19 protein-coding genes are annotated in these 21869 nt (G+C 52.0%); 11 read left to right on the forward strand and 8 right to left on the reverse strand.

Going from position 1 to position 21869, the window contains the following annotated elements:
• Positions 1 to 34: 34 nt before the first annotated feature.
• The 6 genes from J7395_RS20960 to J7395_RS20965 all read right to left on the reverse strand — a co-directional run bounded on the left by J7395_RS20960 (position 35) and on the right by J7395_RS20965 (position 6186).
• On the reverse strand, positions 35 to 376 hold the full coding sequence (locus J7395_RS20960; RefSeq protein WP_247742288.1) for an MCP four helix bundle domain-containing protein: 342 nt from the start codon (positions 374 to 376) through the stop codon (positions 35 to 37).
• A gap of 140 nt (positions 377 to 516) precedes the next feature.
• On the reverse strand, positions 517 to 1818 hold the full coding sequence (locus J7395_RS18945) for an MATE family efflux transporter (RefSeq protein WP_247742289.1): 1302 nt from the start codon (positions 1816 to 1818) through the stop codon (positions 517 to 519).
• Positions 1819 to 1909: 91 nt separating this feature from the next.
• Complete coding sequence (locus tag J7395_RS18950) at positions 1910 to 3259, reverse strand: hypothetical protein (RefSeq protein ID WP_062959498.1); 1350 nt, start codon at positions 3257 to 3259, stop codon at positions 1910 to 1912.
• Positions 3260 to 3713: 454 nt separating this feature from the next.
• Positions 3714 to 4238, reverse strand: coding sequence for a DUF934 domain-containing protein (locus J7395_RS18955; protein WP_114110697.1), 525 nt, complete (start codon positions 4236 to 4238; stop codon positions 3714 to 3716).
• Positions 4225 to 5880, reverse strand: coding sequence for a nitrite/sulfite reductase (locus J7395_RS18960; protein WP_247742290.1), 1656 nt, complete (start codon positions 5878 to 5880; stop codon positions 4225 to 4227). The genes J7395_RS18955 and J7395_RS18960 overlap by 14 nt, the downstream gene beginning before the upstream one ends.
• Positions 5881 to 5892: 12 nt before the next feature.
• The gene (locus J7395_RS20965; RefSeq protein ID WP_097052394.1) at positions 5893 to 6186 is read right to left on the reverse strand and encodes a DUF2849 domain-containing protein; all 294 of its coding nucleotides are present in this window, start codon (positions 6184 to 6186) and stop codon (positions 5893 to 5895) included.
• A gap of 218 nt (positions 6187 to 6404) precedes the next feature.
• Here J7395_RS20965 and J7395_RS18965 point away from each other — a divergent pair, with 218 nt between their 5' ends.
• Positions 6405 to 6821, forward strand: coding sequence for a DUF1489 domain-containing protein (locus J7395_RS18965; RefSeq protein WP_062959502.1), 417 nt, complete (start codon positions 6405 to 6407; stop codon positions 6819 to 6821).
• A 2-nt stretch (positions 6822 to 6823) separates the two neighbouring features.
• On the opposite strand, the gene J7395_RS18970 is transcribed toward J7395_RS18965, so the two are convergent.
• Positions 6824 to 7786: a transcriptional regulator GcvA gene (locus J7395_RS18970; RefSeq protein ID WP_062952050.1), complete on the reverse strand. Its 963-nt coding sequence runs from the start codon at positions 7784 to 7786 to the stop codon at positions 6824 to 6826.
• A 143-nt stretch (positions 7787 to 7929) separates the two neighbouring features.
• On the opposite strand from J7395_RS18970, the gene J7395_RS18975 reads away from it, so the two are divergent.
• From J7395_RS18975 to J7395_RS18985, 3 genes are all read left to right on the forward strand, one after another.
• A complete protein-coding gene (locus J7395_RS18975) occupies positions 7930 to 8178 on the forward strand; it encodes a DUF1127 domain-containing protein (RefSeq protein ID WP_062952049.1) in 249 nt (82 codons plus the stop codon).
• A 141-nt stretch (positions 8179 to 8319) separates the two neighbouring features.
• Positions 8320 to 9357 carry a polyphosphate kinase 2 gene (ppk2, locus tag J7395_RS18980; protein ID WP_209223180.1) on the forward strand — a complete coding sequence of 346 codons (1038 nt, stop codon included), beginning with the start codon at positions 8320 to 8322 and terminating at the stop codon, positions 9355 to 9357.
• Between the two features lie 61 nt (positions 9358 to 9418).
• Positions 9419 to 10345, forward strand: coding sequence for an NAD(P)-dependent oxidoreductase (locus tag J7395_RS18985; RefSeq protein ID WP_258547269.1), 927 nt, complete (start codon positions 9419 to 9421; stop codon positions 10343 to 10345).
• 79 nt (positions 10346 to 10424) lie between these two features.
• Here J7395_RS18985 and J7395_RS18990 read toward each other — a convergent pair whose 3' ends face one another.
• Positions 10425 to 11936, reverse strand: coding sequence for a S41 family peptidase (locus tag J7395_RS18990; RefSeq protein WP_209223240.1), 1512 nt, complete (start codon positions 11934 to 11936; stop codon positions 10425 to 10427).
• 143 nt (positions 11937 to 12079) lie between these two features.
• On the opposite strand from J7395_RS18990, the gene J7395_RS18995 reads away from it, so the two are divergent.
• The 7 genes from J7395_RS18995 (at position 12080) to rsmA (ending at position 21849) form a co-directional block, all read left to right on the forward strand.
• A complete protein-coding gene (locus tag J7395_RS18995; protein WP_348541248.1) occupies positions 12080 to 14038 on the forward strand; it encodes an acyl-CoA dehydrogenase in 1959 nt (652 codons plus the stop codon).
• Between the two features lie 197 nt (positions 14039 to 14235).
• On the forward strand, positions 14236 to 15354 hold the full coding sequence (lptF, locus tag J7395_RS19000; protein ID WP_247742291.1) for an LPS export ABC transporter permease LptF: 1119 nt from the start codon (positions 14236 to 14238) through the stop codon (positions 15352 to 15354).
• Positions 15351 to 16454: an LPS export ABC transporter permease LptG gene (gene lptG / locus J7395_RS19005; RefSeq protein WP_209223182.1), complete on the forward strand. Its 1104-nt coding sequence runs from the start codon at positions 15351 to 15353 to the stop codon at positions 16452 to 16454. Before lptF ends, lptG begins: the two co-directional genes overlap by 4 nt.
• Positions 16455 to 16458: 4 nt before the next feature.
• Positions 16459 to 18642 carry an LPS assembly protein LptD gene (gene lptD / locus J7395_RS19010; RefSeq protein ID WP_247742292.1) on the forward strand — a complete coding sequence of 728 codons (2184 nt, stop codon included), beginning with the start codon at positions 16459 to 16461 and terminating at the stop codon, positions 18640 to 18642.
• Between the two features lie 12 nt (positions 18643 to 18654).
• A complete protein-coding gene (locus J7395_RS19015; protein WP_247742293.1) occupies positions 18655 to 19926 on the forward strand; it encodes a peptidylprolyl isomerase in 1272 nt (423 codons plus the stop codon).
• A 20-nt stretch (positions 19927 to 19946) separates the two neighbouring features.
• Complete coding sequence (pdxA, locus tag J7395_RS19020) at positions 19947 to 20978, forward strand: 4-hydroxythreonine-4-phosphate dehydrogenase PdxA (protein WP_209223184.1); 1032 nt, start codon at positions 19947 to 19949, stop codon at positions 20976 to 20978.
• A gap of 4 nt (positions 20979 to 20982) precedes the next feature.
• Positions 20983 to 21849 carry a 16S rRNA (adenine(1518)-N(6)/adenine(1519)-N(6))-dimethyltransferase RsmA gene (gene rsmA, locus J7395_RS19025; RefSeq protein ID WP_062951952.1) on the forward strand — a complete coding sequence of 289 codons (867 nt, stop codon included), beginning with the start codon at positions 20983 to 20985 and terminating at the stop codon, positions 21847 to 21849.
• Positions 21850 to 21869: the final 20 nt, after the last annotated feature.

The raw sequence follows: 21869 nt of genomic DNA on the forward strand, positions 1-21869 counted from the left end.
AGGTTTCAAGATATTCTTTTAAAGCAGCATCTGCTTAAACCGCAACTTCGCGGCGGGCAGGTTCGTCAATCATGGTTGCAAGTTCGTTATTCAAATCAATTGCCGACTGCAACCGGCTCGATACCGTGTCTTTTGACGCTTGCTTTCCGCTAAGCAGAAAATCTTTCACCGCCACACGTGCTTCCAGCAAATTGGCCTGAACCCGCCCGGCTTGATTGGATTGCAGCGCTGTCGCCCGATAACGCGTAAAATCGTCATCTGCACTGCTTAAGGATGCGACCGCCAACACCGACATCAATACAAGTAAAAGGAGAACAATACCAAATCCACCAAAGACCTTCGGTGCAATTTTAAATCGTTTTAGAATATTTGTCATTTTCCGTACCCCATAATGTTTCGCCACCCTTCGCGTTATATGGGATACAGAAAAATGATTTCATTGTGAATAATGTGACCTTATTCACACCAAACAAATCCGGACATCTCACCAGAAATCCGCTTTAAACTTCACTTACCTTAAGTTGATCCGGAAAGATTACACGCCTCAGCCGACCACCTCCCGCACGCGAGACGATAACTGACAACAGCTGTGATCGTACCGAACAAGACAATGCCCGCAGCCTGCCCCACCAGAACCCCGGGGGCGCCCATATAGTAGCTCCCCAGCCAGACTAGGGGGATTACCCCCAAAAGTTCCTTCGCAAGATCAAATGTCATTGCAAGATTGGGGCGCCCGGTGACGTTAAAGAACGTATGCGATGAAAACTGCAGACCAAGGAACACATAAAAGGGTGCCGTAAAACTGCAAAAGATCGAAAGATACGCTGCGGTTTGATAGGTTGCGCTGAAAAGCGATGCAATCTGCCCCTGAAACAGGAACAGGGCAGTGCAGACTATCGCCCCGTAAACCACCACCAGCCCCCATACATTGTGCCAGATTCTGCGGACCCGCCTGACCTTTGCTGCGGCAAAGTTCTGGCCAATGATCGGGCCGATTGCCTGGGGCAACGCCATGTAACCAACAAATACGAACGGCCCGATACGTTCAATGATCGCCATAGCCGCCACCGCATCGGGCCCAAACTTTGCCATGCTGGACATGATAAAGGCGCTGGCGATTGGCGGGCCGATCTTTGCCAATCCGACCGGTACGGTTACACGCGCAATATCACGGATGTCCTTCCGAAACAGCGTCGCATCAAACCGGCCAAGCATGTGATGAACGTTACGAACACCATAAAAGGCCACCGCCATGATCGCGATCCGTGACACGACCGTTGCCCATGCCGCCCCTTCGACACCCCAATCAAAACCAAAGATGAAAATCGGATCGAGGACTGCATTGACTGCGGCACCGGTCATTTTCGACCACATGGCACGTTGCTTCGCCCCGATCGCACGCAATAATGCCCCTGATGACATGCTCAGAACCAAAACCGGCAAACACAGGATCACGATCTGCACATATGTGACACCAACGTCACGCGCCTTGCCGACCGCCCCGAACATATCAAGCATCCAAGGTGCCGACAGCCACAAAACAACTGTCATCACACCAGATAGCACAAGACCGAATACCAGAATATGCGTGGCATAAATTTTTGCCCGGTTCCGATCACCAAGCCCCTCGGCACGGGAAACAAGTGCCGTCATCGCGGTCGAGATACCCAACGAAACCGCAAGGGTAAAAAAGATAATCGGCCACGCAAAGCCAAGACCGGCGATGATTTCAACATCGCCCAGAAGGCTCAGGAAAAACAGATCAAGCGCATCAACCAGCACCATCGCCACAAGCGCAAGCATGCTGGTATGCGCCATTGAAAATATGTGACGCAGGATTGAACCTGACACAAAATATTGCGACTGCATGGCCATCGGATTTCACACAGAAGAGAACGGGACGGCAGGATCAACCATCGTTATTTGGTCGCAGGATAAATTCGAATTCGCGTTCTTCGGTTGTTGCACAATCATCCCCGGAAAGCAGCGGCATGCGCGAAAGCCCCTCCCGGTTGACTGGCGATGCCGATATCCGGGCGGCATCCGGGCCGATTTTCCATTTCGCAGCGATGACACTGGGGTTCTCGGCATCAAATTCGTCAAGTTTGCGCCAGATACGAGACTGCAGAACCGGCGCATAGGGGAATTTCTGCTGGGTCCAGAAACGTTTCGAAGGTTGAAAATATCCAACTTCGTCCAGGAACGAGACACCGAAATAGTAGCATGACTCCAGCGAGTTATAGAAATGACTGTCCGGAACAAAGCTGCCATCGCGTCTGAGCGAATGACCGACACACCAGTCCAGCATTTCGGCAATCTGTTCGCGCGCTAAAGCACGTTCTGCCGACTGCATATGCGGCCACCCATAGCGAAAGATTTTCGCAACGTCATAGTTGTTATGATTGTTGAATTCACCTCGGCTGAGCCATCCTTGCGGATATTCCAATTGCCGGCTTTCAAGCGTGGTGCGGATGATATCGGACCAATGCCCGACCCGCCCCTTGCGATAGGATACGATATGGAATGTATAGCTAAGATCATCGTAACGATGCGTCTTGCCATCCGACACATACCATGGCCCCCAATAACCGGTTTCGGGGTTCTGGATTTCATCAAGGAATTCACGGAATGCATCGACATAGCTTTGGTCAAGATCGATGCCACGCACATGTTCCTGCGCATAGCGCCGCAAGGACGGTTTGAAGCAAAGCTGTGCCAGACAGCAGATCACACTGCCAAATTCATCCCGCTGATTGCGTCCGGTCGCTGCGATATCGGAAACCAGTAGCTTTTCCAGATAACCGCGCATCGCCGATGCGGTTGCGATCGGCTCAAGAAAGTGCAGCGGATAACGCGGCGCGCGGCCCTCATTGGCCAATTCATGCAAACGCACGATGGTCGCATCAAATTTGTGGTGGAATTCGTTATATTGCCAGCCCCACGAGCCATCGACGGCAGACTGACTTGCGACATAGCTTTGATCGACTTCATCAAAGCTGTTTTCCAGTCTGTCGACAAGTTGGTCAAGTTCCGGCCAGTATGCCGTGTATCGCGCCAACCATTTGGCATAGATATACAATTGCTGGGACGCCAGCATTGTCCGGCTGTATTCGGAAAATTTACGCAGCGCGAGCGATAAAGCCCCCAGATAATCGATATATTTGAGCGCCTTGTCCTGATAGCCGTGATCGTAACGCGTAAAATCCCGCGTAATCACACAACTGTCTCCAATTCCTGTAAGGCTTTGCTCAATCGACATTGGTTGCCTTTTCCTGCTAGTCCCAGAAATGCGAACCTGCTTCCTTGCATCGGAGCGTTACCGATGCCAACTGTCAGGCAATGCGTGAATTCCCCAATCCGCTTGGCAGGATGCATCCTGCTGTTGGGATTAATGTTTTCAGGCTCTCCTTTTTGAGCCAAAGTAACAACCCATTGTTTTATAAAGGTTGCCACATAGCGCCATTTAAACAGCTAATAAGTGTATAGCTTGAAACCGGTCACAACACCACCCTAAAGGTGAATTCTGGTCCGATTTCCATATACAAAAGAATAATCTTTGCCCAACTAATATCCATACTCCGCCAAGAATGAAAACCGGGGCAGCGCAATCCCTGACAGAAAATGCCGGCATTATAAGGGCAAAAGAAAAGGCGCCCGAAACGGGCGCCTCCAAGGCAGAGCTATTCAAAGCTCGATCTGACGAAAAAGATAAATCAGGACGCAGATTTAAGAGCTGCCCGACGCCGTTCACGAAGCGATGCGGCCGTGGCACGCCCGTCTCCTGTCGGCTGGTAGTAAACTGTCATTTCCTTCAATGCTGCGCGAACTTTTGTCAGTGAAACATCATCATCATTTTTCAGCTCATACGCATCAAAACCGCAACGATGCATATACAGAATCTGGTCACGCAGCACGTCACCGATTGCGCGAAGTTCGCCCTTGAAACCCAGACGTTCTCGCAAAACACGGGCGTAGGAATATCCGCGCCCGTCCGTATAGGCCGGGAAATTGACCGTGATGATCGAAAGACGATCAAGATCATTAGCCAGATCTTCGGGGGCGTCGCCCGGATTGAGCTGGACACCAAGTCCGCCATTACGCCCGATCAGCGTTTCGCGTTCTTCCTTAAAACGCGCAAGTGGCACAATGATGTTTTCCTCGCCCGACGGCAGGTCCGCTTCGGCATCAAGCGTGACCCATTCCTGATCGATCACACTGTCATTCTTAACGATCGCCATAAAGCACCTCCTTGAACGGGTCCATGCCGACACGGCGATAAGTATCGATAAAGCGTTCGCCAGTTTCGCGAATGCCAAGATATTTGGTCACCAGACTTTCAATGGCATCGACAACTTCGGCTTCGGAGAAACCGGCACCGGCGATTTTGCCGATTTCGGCATTCTCGCTGGCATCGCCGCCAAGGGTAATCTGATAGAATTCCTTGCCACGTTTATCGAGGCCCAGAATGCCGATATGACCGACATGGTGATGCCCGCAGGCATTGATGCAGCCGGAAATCTTTATCTTGAGTTCGCCGATATCATGCTGACGATCCAGATCGGAAAAACGTTCCGAAATGCGCTGTGAAAGCGGGATCGAACGCGCTGTTGCCAGTGCGCAGTAATCCAGCCCAGGGCAGGAAATGATGTCGGTAACATAGCCAAGGTTTGCCGTCGCCAGATTGGCATTCTTCAGTTCCGCCCAAAGCGAGAACAGATCAGCCTTTTTCACGTGCGGCAAAACCAGATTCTGTTCGTGGGTCACACGAACATCGCCAAAGCTGTATTGCTCGGACAGATCAGCAACCAGCTCCATCTGGGTATCAGTTGCGTCACCCGGAATACCGCCAATCGGTTTTAGCGATACGTTGGCAATCGCGTAGCCCGGCTGCTTGTGTGCGATCACGTTCGAACGCACCCAGTTGGAAAATTCCCGGTTTTCGGCCTTGCGGCGTTCAAACTCGGAATCATCGTCGGAAAGGGTTTCAAATGCTGGCGGCGCGAACTGTTCAATGTAATGCGCAATTTCGGCATCATCGACGCGCAGTGATCCGTCCTTGATCTGCGCCCATTCTTCTTCGACCAGACGCTGCATTTCCTCGACCCCGATTTCATGGACGAGGATTTTGATGCGCGCCTTGTACTTGTTGTCGCGACGGCCAAAGCGGTTGTAAACGCGCAGGATCGCCTCAAGATACGAGAACAGATCGTTCTTGCCGATAAAGTCACGCACGGTCTTGCCAACGAACGGCGTGCGGCCAAGTCCACCACCGACGATGACTTCAAACCCGACCTCGCCCGCATTGTTCTGATGCATCCGAAGCCCGATATCATGCACCTTGACCGCAGCACGGTCGTTTGGCGATCCGGTCACCGCGATCTTGAACTTACGCGGCAGATAGGTGAATTCCGGATGGAAGGTCGACCACTGGCGGATCAATTCGCAATAGGGACGCGGGTCTTCGATCTCGTCGGCGGCGGCACCGGCATACTGATCGGTGGTCGTGTTGCGAATACAGTTGCCTGATGTCTGAATCGCGTGCATTTCAACCTTGGCAAGGTCAAGCAGCGCATCAGGGATTTCGGCAAGCTTCGGCCAGTTATACTGGATATTTTGTCGGGTCGTGAAATGGCCATAACCCTTGTCATAGCGGCGCGCGATATAGCCAAGCTGGCGCAACTGATCAGCGCGCAGCGTACCATAAGGAACGGCGACACGCAGCATGTAGGCGTGAAGCTGAAGATAAACACCGTTCATCAGACGAAGCGGGCGGAACTGATCCTCGGTAATGTCGCCGGACAGGCGACGTTTGACCTGCTCGCGGAACTGCTCGGTACGTTCCAGCACCAGCTGGCGGTCGAAATCATCATAGCGATACATGGTGTATCCTCCTTACCCGGCCTGATAGCCGAGATCCTGCCGCACGCTGGGACCCTTGGTGCGCAAGACTTCACGGTATTTCGTCGGAACCAGTCCGCCGTCCTGTTGCTCGACCTCGATCAGATACGGGCCGACGATGACAGTATCGAGCTCGGGCACACTGGCCTCGGCCAGCAAGGCGTCACCCGCCTCTTTTCCATCGGCAATACGCGACTGGTCGATATTTTCACTCCAACCGCCATCTGCGGTCAGGAAAACGACCAACCCGTCATCAAGACGGTTTGCCGTGACAACTTGCAGGGACATTCGGTTCTCTCAGCCTGTAAATCTCTCTGGGTGATGCCCTGTCTGTGGACATTTTCTGCATCAGAATTTGGATGATTATACACTATTGGTCAAGTTTTTTTGTGAAATACATATAATTACAATTTTTATTTGTAATTATTAATCCCCCCTTGACCAAACCACGCATGACTTCTAGGTCAGATAACATCCTATATCGCCCGAAAGAATACGAACAAACCATGCCCCTTCACCTGATCAAACTCAGCGTCGGCACAGAAAGCCCTGAAACCCTGCGTCAATGGCAGGCCTATTTTGGCGGGCTTCATGGCCGGATTTACCACACCACACGAATGACTCCAAAACGCAAGACGGAGATTCTAGAGGGTGGTTCGATCTATTGGGTGATTAAGGGGGCCATTCGTGCCCGCCAACGCGTTGTCGATCTGGAAGAATTTATTGACGAGGAAGGCATCAAACATTGCCGCATCGTCCTTGATCCCGAACTGGTCGAAACCCGCACATGGCCCCACCGCGCATTTCAGGGCTGGCGATACCTTACCGAAGACAAATGCCCACCGGATGAAAAGCAGGCCGGTGGCGCAGAAGCACTTCCCGAAGACCTGGCAGACGAATTGCGCGAACTTGGCCTGATCTGAATTCAGGCATCGGGATTGGGCGTAATGATTGTCAATGCTGGCTGACTTTCCTCGATATCCGTAAGCGTTGCGGCAACTTCATCCTTTAACCAGCGGATAAAGGCCTGCACACGCGGCCGGTTCAGGTTTTCCTCGGGACAGGTCAGATAATAGGCATAGCTTGACGCGACGGTTTGCGGGAACGGCCGGACAAGCAAACCGGCCTTCAGGTCCTGCGCAGCCAGACTGGTGCGTGCCATACCAACACCATGCCCCATCAGGGCCGCCTGAATAACCATGTCGCCAGAATTGAAGCGTAGCCCGCGACGCAGATCAATACCCTTGACGCCAACCCCTTCCAACCAGAACTGCCAATCCGCAGCACGGGGCTGTTCTATATGTGAAGTCGCATCATGCAACAGTTGGTGCCCTGCTATGTCGGCCGGTTTATTCAAAGGAGGGCTTGATGCCAGATAATCCGGACTGCAAACCGGGAAAACCTCGTCACGCATCAACAGTTCGGTATAGAGATTGGGATAGCGCCCTCGCCCAAAGCGTACCGCCAGATCAATGCCTTCGTTACGGAAATCAACCAAACGGTCATCAGCGTGAATGCGTACATCGATATCAGGATGCGCCTCGCGAAAATGCCCCAGACGCGGCACCAGCCATTTAACGGCAAAGGATTGCAATACGCTGACCGTGACGACCCCGGCCTCCTCCACCGCCCGGAGACTCTCGATTTCCCCGGCAATGCGTGAAAAGCCTTCATACGTTGCCCGCGCCAGACGGTCACCTTCGTCAGTCAATTGCAATCGCCGCGGCAACCGAAAGAACAGCCGAAAACCCAAATATTCCTCGAGCTGGCGGATCTGCTGGCTAATAGCCCCCTGGGTCACGAAAAGTTCCTCGGCTGCACGGGTAAAATTAAGATGCCGGGCAGCCGCATCAAACGCACGCAGGGACTGTAACGGGGGTAAACGCATTTTTTGCCTCAAGCCAGCCAGTCATTAGGTCAACTAATACTTAACCCCAGAAATACTCGTTTGTCACGCAAGACGTTTGGCGTGAATATGGGTTTCAACCATAGAAACCTCTCATTAGAGGAACTTAATTCAGGAGAACGAACATGGCACATTCAATCTGCCAGACGACTTCTGGCCAGCACACGACACGCCACAACCATATCAGCGGCTTTCAGCAATTCTCCGGAAACCTGCAGCAGGGACTAAACACGGCACTGAACATTATTGCCGCCACCATGGCCAAAAGGTCGCAACGCCGTGCCCTTATGCGGTTGAGCGACAGCCAGCTTGCCGATATCGGCCTGTCACGCACCGATGCCGAAGCCGAATATCGGAAATCCTATCCGATCTGATCAGACGAGACCGTCGACTGCGCCATGATCGAAAACCCGATCCGCCCCCACGGATTTGACATACCTCCTTGCGCCCCCTTTCGATCATGGCGCATTTATGCCACTGTAATTTCCCATCAAGGTTGCAGAGGCATCAGCAGAATGGCCGTGAAAAAGCAAGGCACCCCGACAAAGAAGACAGGAAGCAGCGACAATACGATCCGCAATGCAGTGAAACATACTGCACGCAGCCGCAAGGCCTCAAAACAGCATCCCGATCTTTCCAGTCTTGATAGCGAAGCCCGCGACCGTTTTTTGCTGGATGCCGAAAACATGACGATGGATCGCCTTGATGACCTTCCTTCAAGAAAACACAATGCTTCTGAAAGAACACCTTCCGGCGACGATCTTCCTCCGGATGTTGATCTTGATCCCAATTCACATGCCAAAAAGATGCATGGCAAACAGTATCTTGAGCTGATTGCGCCCCTGCATATCGAACTTCTCAAACTGCAAAACTGGATCAAATCCGAAAATATCAAATCCCTGGTCATCTTCGAAGGCCGCGATGCAGCAGGCAAAGGCGGCACGATCAAACGCTTTACCGAACATCTTAATCCGCGCGGTGCACGTGTCGTCGCACTGGGCAAACCGAACGACCGGGAAGTGACCCAATGGTATTTCCAGCGTTATGTCGAACATCTGCCGTCCGGCGGGGAAATCGTCCTGTTTGACCGGTCCTGGTATAACAGGGCGATGGTTGAACGGGTCATGGGCTTCTGCAACATGTTCGAAGTCAGCGAGTTCCTGCAATCGGTTCCAGCTTTGGAACGCATGCTGATCCGTTCCGAAATCCACATGACCAAATTCTATTTTTCGGTCAGCAAAAAAGAACAGGCACGCCGGTTTGACCAGCGCAAGCAGGATCCGCTCAAACAATGGAAGCTGAGCCCGGTTGATCTGGCATCCCAGAATCTTTGGGATGCCTATACCGAAGCGAAGACTGAGATGTTCTTCCATACCTCGACGGCCGACAGCCCGTGGATCATTGTCAAATCCGATGACAAGAAACGTGCCCGTGTGAATGCGATCCGATATTATCTGTCTCAGTTCGAATATCCGGGAAAACGCACCGAACTTCTGACTTATGATCGCAGAGTTATTCATACCGTCAGCGAAGAACTCTCACTTGAAGACTGACCGTTCCGCTTTGGATGTATTCCGGATCGTGGAAACATTGTATCCGTGACATTCCCCTGCATTGACATTCCGAAGGCTGCCTCCTTTACTGGTACGACCAATTCACGGGAGGCACGAAATGGCAAAATGTGCATTTATCGGGCTGGGAGTCATGGGATATCCCATGGCCGGTCACCTGCAAAAGGCAGGTCACGACGTTACCGTTTTCAACCGCACCGCCACAAAGGCAGACAAATGGGCGGGTGAATACGGCGGAAAATCCGCCCCTACCCCGGCTGACGCCGCAAAGGGGGCAGAGTTTGTTTTCATCTGCGTTGGCAATGACGAAGACCTGCGCAGTGTTGTCCTGGGCGATACCGGGGCACTGGCCGGCACGGAAAAGGGTGTTGTTGTCATCGACAATACGACCGCCTCGGCCGATGTTGCGCGCGAACTTTATACTGCGGCCAAAGCGGCGGGTGTTTCCTTTATCGACGCCCCGGTTTCCGGTGGGCAGGCAGGGGCCGAAAACGGCGTTCTTACCGTCATGTGCGGTGGTGATCAGGCAGCGTTTGATCGCGCGGCCCCGGTAATTGATGCTTTTGCCCGCTCCTGCCAATTGATGGGTGAAAGCGGATCCGGTCAACTGACCAAGATGGTGAACCAGATTTGCATTGCCGGTCTGGTTCAGGGGCTTTCCGAAGGTGTCAATTTCGGGCGCAAGGCCGGACTTGATATGGCAAAGGTCCTTGACGTGATTTCCAAGGGTGCCGCCGGTAGCTGGCAAATGGAAAACCGCGGCAAGACCATGGTCGAAAACAAGTTTGATTTCGGGTTTGCGGTTGACTGGATGCGCAAGGATCTTGGCATCTGTCTTGAAGAATCCAAGCGTAATGGTGCCCGCCTTCCGGTGACAGCACTCGTTGACCAGTTCTATGCCCAGGTACAGGAACGTGGTGGCAATCGCTGGGATACCTCCAGCCTGATTGATCTTCTGGCACGCGGATAACCTGTTATCCGGTTCCGAGAAACAAAAACGCGGCCAGTTGCTCTGGCCGCGTTTTTGTTTTCAATAATTAGGTGAAACCTTACAGACCGGCCCGCAGAAGCGGTTCCACCTGATCACGGTAAACGGCAAGCTGACCATCACTGAAATAGCCAACAGCACATTCCAGAACCGTGTCGCGCTGCAGTTCCTTGGCCTTTCCGTCGCCTTCGGCCTCAACCGGGGCCTCACTGGTCGCGGATTTCCCGATCCGCGCAACATTGATATCGCGTTCGCAACTTGCCGCATCCATAGATGCCAAAACTTTACGCGGGTCACGACGGCGCGGCGGCAATGCGTGCTCCAGATCGACTTCGCGTTCGAACGGCTCGGCATCCTGAAGTTTGACCTCGATATCCGGAATGACGCCGTTACCCTGAACGATATGGTTTTCCGGCGTTGTGTAATACCCGGTCGTGATTTTAAGCCCACCACCCGACGTTAACGGCATGATGCGCTGCATTGACCCTTTGCCGAATGACTGTTCACCAATGATAACGCCCCGTCCGTTTTCACGAAGAGCCGCTGCCATCAGTTCAGCCCCGGATGCCGACCCGCGATCCAGCAGGATCGCCATGGGCACACCATCGAAATAATCACTGCTGTCAGCTTCATAACTGCGCAGCTTGCGCTCACCCCGTCCTTCGGTCGCGACAATCAGACCGTCACTCAGGAACTGATCGGCAATGTCTGCGGCACTGTCAAGTAAACCGCCCGGGTTGCGGCGCAAATCGACAATGATCCCACGCGGGTTCCCGATCTGGTCTTCCAGCATTTCAAGATATTCGCGTGTCTGATCAAGTGTGCTTGCATCAAAACGCGACACTCGAACATAGGCGAGATCATTATCAATGATTGACGCTGTCACAGACGGGACCTCGATCCGGGCACGTTTGACGGTAACATCAAAATTTTCCTGCTTGCGCTGGATTGTCAGTGTCACGGGGTCACCAATCCGCCCGCGCATCAGACGAACGGCCTCTGCAATCGGCTCGCCCTTCATATCATGACCATCGATATGAGTAATCCGGTCGTTGGGCTGCAACCCGGCCCGTGCGGCAGGCGTATCGTCAATCGGCGATACGATACGGATCAGTTTGTCTTCGTCCTGAGAAATAACGATCCCGACACCGGCAAAACTTCCTTCGGTGCTTTCCTGTAAACGGCGGAACATCTCGTCTGTCATATACGCACTATGCGGATCAAGGTCGTGCAGACTTTCATCGAGCGCCGCCCCGACGATAGCGGATGGCGTGGTATCTTCTGCTTCGAGTTCCGGCAAACTTGCAATCGCCCGCTCGACAAAAGCTGGGCGATCAATGTTTTCGACATAAGTGTCAGAGAGAACCTGTACGGCTTCGACAAACAGCTTGTCTGCACGGTCATACTGATCACTGGTTGCACTATCTGCGACATAATCGCGATAGGCATCCAGAAATAGCTGTTCATCATCGCTTGGCCAAACCGGACCGGCACATGCCACCAACCTGGTCCCGGCAAATGAAATCACCACTGCAAGTAAGATTGGCAATATTCCTTTGCGCAGCACGGCCATACTCCTGTGTTTTCTCATTCTTTTATATCGTGTCCCGATTACCGGTAGGGCAGTTTAGCCTGCCAAACCATGAATGGCGACCCCGCAACCACCTCTCGATCCGATTTATATCGGAACCAGTATGTATTATTGCCAGTACTGCAGTGCAACGTTTGCGGATTGAAAGCAATAATACACGACGAATGTCTGAGAAGAATTTGTCACATCATGACGGAAACGGACTCGATCTTGCGCACGCATCTGATTATGCTGTGCGGCAAGAACAACGTCCCGTAATGAGGGCGATACCGAGCGGGCGCCTCACAATTCAGGGAGACGTCTTTTCCATGAGCGATTACACGCCACCAATCCATGATCTGCGGTTTCTGATCCAAGATGTGATCGGTTTGAAAACCGTTTCGGATATTCCGGCCTTTGCGGAAACCACTCCTGACCTTGTCGATGCGATCCTTGAGGAAGCAGGTAAACTGGCAGCAGGTGTGCTGGCACCGTTAAACCGCGTTGGGGATAAGGAAGGTTCCGTTCTTCAGGACGATGGCAGTGTCCGCACCCCGACTGGCTGGAACGACGCCTATGGAAAATTCTGCGACGGTGGATGGCAAGGCATCAGCGCCTCTGAAGCTGATGGAGGTATGGGCCTTCCCCTGCTTGTCGGAGCCGCGGTTGGCGAGCTTTGGCATTCGGCAAATATGGCATTTGCTCTTTGCCCGATGCTGACTGCTGGTGCCATCGAACTTCTATCGGCACACGGGTCTGAGCAGCAGCGCAAACTTTATCTGTCACGAATGATCTCTGGGGAATGGACCGGCACCATGAACCTGACAGAACCCCAGGCAGGTTCGGATCTTTCAAAAGTTCGCAGCTTGGCAATTCCAGCCGATGACGGTAGCTATCGCTTAACGGGACAAAAGATTTTCATCACCTATGGCGATCACGAGATGACAGATAATATTGTCCATCTTGTTCTTGCCCGAACTCCCAATGCACCTGAGGGCGTCAAAGGGATTTCACTGTTTATTGTACCCAAGTTCCTTGTTCACGCGGACGGCACGACAGGTGAACGCAACGACGTGAAATGCGTATCGCTCGAACACAAGCTTGGTATTCATGGCAGCCCGACTGCTGTGCTTTCATTTGGGGATCAGGGGGGGGCCACCGGATATCTGGTCGGCGCGGAGGGACAAGGCCTCGCCTGCATGTTTACCATGATGAACAATGCGCGTCTTTCGGTTGGTCAGCAGGGTGTTGCGATCTCTGAACGTGCCTATCAGCAGGCAGTGTCTTATGCACGTGACCGCAAACAGGGTAAGTCCCCGACTACGGGGCAGGATGATACCATTATTCATCACGGTGATATTCAACGCATGCTGATCCGAATGCGGTCAACAACCGAGGCAGCACGCGCGCTATCGCTTTATGCAGCCGTTCAGCTTGATATCGCCCATCATCATGAAGACCCGGATGCCCGCGCGGCAGCACAGGTACGAGCCGACCTCCTGATCCCGATGGTCAAGGGCTGGTCAACAGATTTGGGGGTAGAAAATGCTTCCCTTGGAATTCAGGTTCACGGCGGAATGGGCTTTATTGAAGAAACCGGCGCAGCCCAACATCTGCGTGATGCGCGCATTGCGCCAATTTACGAAGGAACAAATGGTATTCAGGCGCTGGATCTCATTGGTCGAAAACTCTTGCGCGACAATGGATCAGCCATGCAGAGGCTTATGGCCGAAATGCGTGAAACCTTCGTTCAAACAGCCGATGCTGATGAAATGGAAAAACCGGCAAAGATGCTGGGCAATGCAATTGATCAACTTGAAAAAACAACGATAGACATCCTTGCCAGATGCGAAGCTTCCCCGACCTTGGCACAAGCTGTCGCCTCCCCTTATCTCCGACAAGCGTCGATTTGTGTCGCAGGCTGGCTAATGTATCGCTCACAGAAGAAGTTGTTTGACGGCGATGTCGAACGGGGCTTCACCGATGCAAAGCATTTGAGTTGCGATTTCTTTTTCGGACAAGTGCTCCCGGAAAGCGACTTTTTGGCACGTCAGATTGCCAATACAGAAAACGACCTGCTACATGAAACAGCGCCATTATTCTGACACAGCTGTGGCGTTGTAATCCCTTGATACCTCGCTGGGCATAGTGCATCGCGAGGTATCAGTTTTCGCCTTTAACGACAATCGGTTGCCACCTGCTCCACCGTGACCACCCTGCCTCACCGCGCAACAGTACAATTGCCGGGCTTCGCCCCTAATTTCCTGTTTCGGTTTCTGAACGCTTCTCTATAATCCGGCCAATGAATCGTTTAACCCGATATATGCTGAAACAGCAGTTTATTATGATGGTGTTTGTGACACTTGGCTTGCTTTGTGTCATATGGCTGTCGCAGAGCCTGCGTTTCATTGAAATGATTGTAAACCGGGGCCTTTCCGTCTCGGTCTTTTTACAACTGACATCGCTGCTGCTTCCCAGCTTTCTGGCAATTATTTTGCCAATATCACTCTTTTTTGTTGTTGTTTTCACATACAACAAGCTGATTCAGGACCGAGAGCTTATCGTCATGCGATCTGCGGGCCTCAGTCAGTGGGCTCTTGCAAAACCAACACTCATCCTTGCATGCCTGACTGCGGCATTCGGTTATTTTCTCACGCTGTTTTATCTGCCTTACAGCTATCAGCAGTTCAAAGAACTCCAATACTCGATCCGGAATGATTTCTCCTCAGTGCTTTTGCAGGAAGGCAGCTTTACCGATCTGGACGGTTTGACTGTTTACATTCGGGAAGTCGGGCAGGATAACGAGTTGCTTGGAATTCTGGTGCACGATTCAAGAAATCCTGCTGCGCAAGCGACAATGATGGCCAAAAACGGGGCTCTTGTCCGCACCGAAAACGGCCCGAGGATCGTGTTGCTTGACGGAAACCGGCAGGAAGTCAATACAAAGGACGGCACGATGTCGATCCTTTATTTTGACCGTTACGCCGTTGATATTGCGCATAGTACAGAAGACCCTGCCCTTCGTTATCGTGAAGCACGTGAACGAAGTGTCTCCAATCTGTTAACCGCAATCCCCCCGGATGTATTGCCTAACGATGTTGGCGCATTTCGTGCAGAAGGGCATGATCGTCTGATTTCACCACTTTATTCAATTGGTTTCGCCAGCATTGCATTGGCTGTCCTGGTTTCCAGCAGTTTCTCCCGCAGGGGACAAACAGGCCGGCTATTGCTTGCTATTGCCGCCATGATTGTTTTTCAGGCAATCGGAATCGCAATGAAAAACCTGTCCGCAAAGAATCCCGACCTTTTGCCTCTTATGTATCTTAACGCATTTATTCCAATCGTCGGTGGCCTATACTGGACATTCCGGGGACCACAAATTCAGGCAAAAGCCGCAAACCGTAACGAGGTTACGGTATGAGAATCTCCCCGACCCTGACTTGGTATTTTGGTAAACATGTCCTGATCTCGATTTTGGGGATTCTCGCCCTTCTCATCGGGTTAATACTGATTGGTGATACCATTGAGCTGCTAAGACGCGCAGGTGGCAAACCTGATGCGACGGTGAGCATCGTTTTTCAGATGGCTACCAGCAGAATCCCGTTCATGACAGAAAAGGTCCTGCCGTTTGCAGTCCTGTTCGGATCAATGTTTTCGTTCTGGAAGCTGACTGGCAATCAGGAACTTGTTGTGACACGCGCGGCCGGTGTCTCCGCATGGCAGTTTTTGCTACCGCCTATCATGTGCGCGATTTTGCTCGGCTCCATTCAGGTAATGGCACTTAATCCACTATCTTCAATTTTGCTGCAACGCTATGAAACACTTGAAGCCCGTTATCTTCAAGGCAATAGCAGTATCATGAACCTTTCCTCCAGTGGGCTGTGGCTGCGCCAGGGCACGCAGGACGGACAGGCCGTAATCTATGCCCGAGAAGTGCGTGGTCAGGCTACAGATCGTGTAGACTTGCGGTATGTGACAGTCTTTCGGTTTCAGAACGCAGATGATTTCACCACACGAATTGATGCAGAACGAGCCGTCCTGGAACCCGGCACATGGCATTTCTTCGATGCCTGGACTTTCCATCCCGGACTGGTCAGTGAATTTTCGCCCGAGTTAATGTTACCCACGAACCTTACTGCCCGCAAAATACAGGACAGCTTTGCATCTCCCGAAACGATGTCTTTCTGGGACTTGAAACCGTTCATCAATCTTCTTGAACGTGCAGGTTTTAACGCAACTCGCCATCGAATACATTTTCATAGCTTGCTGTCGCGTCCTTTGCTTCTTTGCGCGATGGTTTTGATTGCCGCAGCATTCTGTCTTAAATTTTCTCGACGACGCCGTGCATCTCTTGTTATCGGTGGTGGTGTCGTGACCGGTTTCATTCTTTACTTCTGTACCGATGTCATTTCAGCGCTTGGCGTTTCGGGCGGCATCCCGCCTGTTCTGTCTGCGTGGGCACCTGCAGGTATATCGTTGCTATTGGGAGTTTCAACCTTGCTGCATCTGGAGGATGGCTAGCTGAATGGCGTGTACAGGGGGAATGATAAAAAGACTGGCAACGGGGACGATACTTGGCTGCGCATTTGCGCTGGCCGGGACTTATTCGATTGCCGCCAAAGCCCAGCAATCAGATGAAATCACAACCGGAAACGAAGAACAATCCAAGATCCTGTTCAGCGCAGACGAGGTTGACTATAACCGCGAACTGCAAACTGTAACTGCACGCGGAAATGTTGAAATTTCCCGGGATGGGCGGATTTTACTTGCCGATACCGTCAGCTATGACAGATCGCAGGACGTGCTCACTGCATCTGGCAATGTCAGTATAACGGAACCCACTGGTGAAGTTACATTTGCAAGCTATGTTGAACTCACGGGTGACTTCAAAGAAGGCATAGTCGAAGACATCTATGTTCTTCTTGATGAAAACACGCGCATTGCCGGAACCGGTGCGCGGCGCAGTGGGGGAAATTTCACTGAAATAGCCAAAGCCGTTTATTCTCCCTGCAAGGTTTGCGAAGACAATCCGGAAACGCCTCCTCTATGGCGGATCAAAGCTGCACGCGTTCTTCATGACGCCAACGCCAAAACGGTCGAATACAAAGATGCGCGACTGGAATTTGCAGGAGTTCCGGTTCTTTATTCGCCCTATTTCCAGCATCCCGATCCGACAGTAAAACGCCAATCAGGCCTTTTGGCACCATCCTTTGGCAGTACGAGTTATGTCGGCTCGTTCTTCGAGTTACCCTATTACTGGGCAATTGATCCAAGCAAAGATCTGACACTTCGTCCGATTTACACAACTGACGAGGGTCCGGTTCTTGCAAGCGAATACCGGCAACGCTTTGATAGCGGAGAAATGGACGTCGTCAGCAGCGTTACCAGCGACAGTAATGACGACTGGCAAGGCCATATTGATGCAGAGGGGCGCTTCGACATAGACGAGACCTGGCGCTGGGGCTTTGATGCTGAGCAGGCTTCTGAAAAGACCTACATGAACCGTTACGGTTTTGGATCGCCATCCGTATTGACGTCCAACCTGTTTACCGAAGGCTTCAGAGGCTCCAGTTATAGCCGTGTCGATGGTTATTATTTCCAGGGGCTAAAAGCCGAAGATGACCGGGATACGACTCCCATTATTTTGCCTCACGCACAATTCCATGGTCAAACGGCCCCCGCAAAATATGGCAGCTACACAACCCTTGACCTAGACGCTCTTTCGCTGACACGAGAAGAGGGAACAGATTCCCACCGCCTGTCGGCCAAGGCCGGCTGGGCGCTGCCATATATAGGAACACTGGGAGACGTAACGAAACTCTCGATGTCTATCCGCACAGATAATTACATGGTTTCTGATGTATCCCGGGATGGTCAGCAAAATTATGAAGGATATGCGGGTCGTATTCTTCCTTTGGCGGCTGTTGACTGGAACATGCCGTTTGTAAACAACCAAGGCAGCTATCACCATATCGTCAAGCCGATGGTTATGGCCGCATGGTCCCCCAATGGTGGTAATCCGGACGAGATTCCAAACGAGGATTCCCAGTCATTTGAATTTGATGACATCAATATTTTCTCGCATGACAGGTATAGTGGCCTTGACCGCGCCGAAGATGGCTTCAGGACCAGTTATGGCCTTGAATGGGGCATATACGGGGAAGAAGGTGGTTATACCAGTGCAATGTTCGGGCAAAGCTATCGTGCTAACAAAGGTGACACCTTTGCCGAAGGATCCGGCCTTGAGGATCATCTATCGGACTATGTTGGTAGGGTAACTGTTGCCCCCAACAAATATGTCGATTTAACCTACCGTTACCGTCTCGATAACGAGGATTTCTCGACACGTCGGAACCAGGTATCAGCGGGATTAGGTGAAAAGGAAACTTTACGCCTCAATCTTGACTATGTTCATTTTTCCGAGGACGCCGGTACGGATGAATTCGGGCAGCGTGAAGAGGTTTACTTCCGTGCTGAACGCCAGTTCGGTGAATTCTGGTCGGGAATGGCTTATAGTCGTTATGATCTTGATCAGAACGACCCTCTTGAATACGGTTTCGGCTTTGTTTACGAAGACGAATGCTTCGTGTTTGACGGTCAGGTCAGAAGAACGTTCTACGAAGATCAGGATCTTGGTCAGTCGGATGAGATTCTTTTCCGACTGGTATTCAAAACACTTGGCGAATTTGCGTCAGCAGCCGGATTATAAGGCAGTACAGCTTTGCATATCACCAGACTTTCCCATCTCGTCGCAGCAATTGCTGTTGTACTATTTACCGTTGTTTCAATTTCGACAGCGCGAGCTCAAAGCACCATAGGCGTCGCAGCCGTCGTCAACGATGCTCCGGTTTCGGTGGTGGATCTGGTCGAACGTATCAAGCTTGTAGCCGCCTCCTCAAACATCCCAATGAGCCCGCAGCGCAGCCAGGAAATGGCACCGCAAATCTTACAGCAGCTGATCAACGAGAAGCTGCAGTTGCAGGAAGCAGAACGTCGTGGTTTTGAGGTAACCGACGCGGACATTGATCGGGCCAAAAACCTGATTGAGCAAAATTCGGGATTACCCCCCGGAGGATTGGACCAGTTTCTGGCTCAAAATGGCATCGCAACAGAAACTATCCGAAATCAAATCCGTCCGCAAATTGCATGGCAGAAACTTCTAGGATCAATGCGACGCGAAATCCAGATTTCCGATACCGAGATTGATGACAATCTTGAACGTATTCGCAGCAATCAGGGAAAACCGCGAAACAATGTTCAGGAAATTTTCCTGCCTGTCGACAATCCCCAGGACGAGACGAAAGTTTATCAAAATGCCCGCGAGGTGATCCGGGCTCTGGAACAAGGTGCCAACTTTGGTGGCCTTGCGCGGCAGTTTTCGGCAAGTTCCAGTGCGGCAAACGGTGGCAATCTTGGCTGGCTTTATTCCGGCGAAATGGCCGGAGAACTGCAGCAAGCCGTCAATCAGATGCAGCCCGGTGATGTAAGCGATCCTATCAGAACCATTCGCGGATATTACATCCTGAAATTACTTGATCGTCGCCGAGGCGATGCTAATGCTCTGACAGATGTCCGACTTGATCTTTACCAGTTGTTTGTCCCGATAGCGGCCAACACCCCGCAGGATGAGGTAAATACCAAACTCGGTATCCTGCAAAATGCCAAAGAGAACGCCGATAGCTGTCAATCACTGGCCAATGTTGCAGTTGATCTCGGATCGGAAATGAGTGGCAAGACCGAAGGCATTTCTCCAAATGACCTCGCCGGTCCGGTAAGAAATGCAGTTGCAAACCTGGACAAAGGCGGCATTTCCGACCTGATCAAGGTAGATGGTGGCGCGCTCCTTGTTATGGTCTGTGACAAAACCGAAGAAAGTACGCTTCCGGACAGGGAAAACATTCGGGAACGCCTTGAAATGGAACGCCTTGAAATTCTTGCACGCCGCAAACTGCGCGAATTGCGCCGCAATGCGTTTATCGATATCCGGATGTGATCCGGAAAGGACGCAAGCCTATGAGCGATATCAAGCCGATCGCAATGACACTGGGCGAACCGGGCGGCATTGGCCCGGAGCTTGCTATCAAGGCATGGCTTGCGCGCGCCGACCATAATCTGCCGCCGTTTTTTATTCTGAGCCCCAAGACAATCATGGATCAAACCATCGAAAGTCTGGGACTACGGGTAAAAACCAAGGTGATAGACGAAGCCAGCCAGACAGGCCAGTTCTTCGAGGATGCCCTTCCCGTTTTGGAGATTCCCGGTAACGCTGAGGATATCAAGCCCGGGACGGCATCCAGTAAAACCGCGTCCGTTGTCATAGATAGCATTACCCATGCCGTTAACCTGACACGATCAGGAACCGCAAGTGCTGTAGTGACCAACCCGATCCAGAAGAGTGCACTTTATCAGGCGGGCTTTAAACATCCCGGTCATACCGAATTTCTGGCAGAACTTTCCGGTTCAGATGCAGTTCCGGTCATGATGCTGGCAAACAGCAAGTTGCGCGTCGTACCGATGACAATCCACATCGCCCTGTCCGAAGTTCCCAAACAACTGACAGGTGAGATGATCAAAAAGTTGGTCCGCATCACAGCAAAGTCGTTGCAACGTGATTTTGGGTTAAAAAAACCGAGGCTCGCCATTGCCGGATTAAACCCGCATGCCGGTGAAGACGGATCGATGGGGGATGAAGAAATCAAGGTCATGAGCCCCGCTATCATCGCATTGCGGGATGAGGGCTTCGATGTTGTTGGTCCCCTGCCCGCCGATACCATGTTCCATGCCGAAGCACGTGCAAACTACGATGTCGCTCTATGCCCCTATCACGATCAGGCCCTGATCCCCGTCAAAACGCTTGATTTCCATGGTGGTGTGAATGTCACGCTCGGATTGCCTTTCATCAGAACGTCCCCAGATCATGGAACGGCTCTTGATATTGCAGGTAAGGGCATCGCACGACCGGACAGCCTGATCGCTGCGATCAAAATGGCGGCGGCCATGGCACGAAAACGAGCAGCCGGTAAAGCCGCCTCACAAGGAGCCTGACATCGTGTCAGACCAGAAAAATGAAACCGCCAACCTTGCCAATGACGGGCTCCCGCCCTTGCGCGAAGTAATTGCAACACATGGTCTGTCGGCTCAAAAGAAGTTCGGCCAAAATTTTCTTTTTGATCTCAACCTGACGGGACGGATCGCACGTGCGGCGGCACCACTTGAGGATGCCACTGTAATCGAAATTGGTCCGGGTCCGGGCGGCCTGACACGTGCCTTGCTTTATAATGGAGCCAAAAGCCTAACAGTTATCGAGCGTGATCCCCGCTGCCAGCCTGTCCTTGAACAAATCAGCAATCATTACCCCGGCGCACTTCATGTGATTGACGGTGATGCACTGGAAGTTGACGTCACCTCACTTGGTCCGGCCCCACGAAAGATTGTCGCCAACCTTCCCTACAATGTGGGCACCCAACTGTTGCTGGGCTGGCTGATGCAGATTGACCAGTTTGCCAGTCTGACTTTGATGTTCCAGAAAGAAGTTGCAGAACGTGTTGTTGCTGCCCCGAAAAGCAAAGCCTATGGCCGTCTTTCAGTCCTGTGCCAGTATCTATGTGACTGTCAGATACTGTTCGATGTCCACCGCAGTGCATTTACTCCACCGCCCAAGGTAACCTCTGCCGTCGTTCAACTACGACCGAAAACAGATCGCGGAGAAGCTGTAAATCTTGTCAGTCTGGGCAAGGTCACACAGGCAGCCTTCGGCCAAAGACGCAAAATGTTGCGCGCCAGTCTGAAGACATTGAACATGGATGTCGGGATTTTATTGGAACGTGCACAAATTACAGAGACTGCACGTGCCGAAGAATTAAGCGTGGCCGATTTCGTCCGGTTGACACGTATTCATGATGAAATGGCCGCCTGAACAGGCGGCCATTTCAGATC

It is taken from the genome of Thalassospira sp. A3_1 (genome assembly GCF_017744215.1).
GTDB lineage: Bacteria > Pseudomonadota > Alphaproteobacteria > Rhodospirillales > Thalassospiraceae > Thalassospira > Thalassospira lucentensis_A.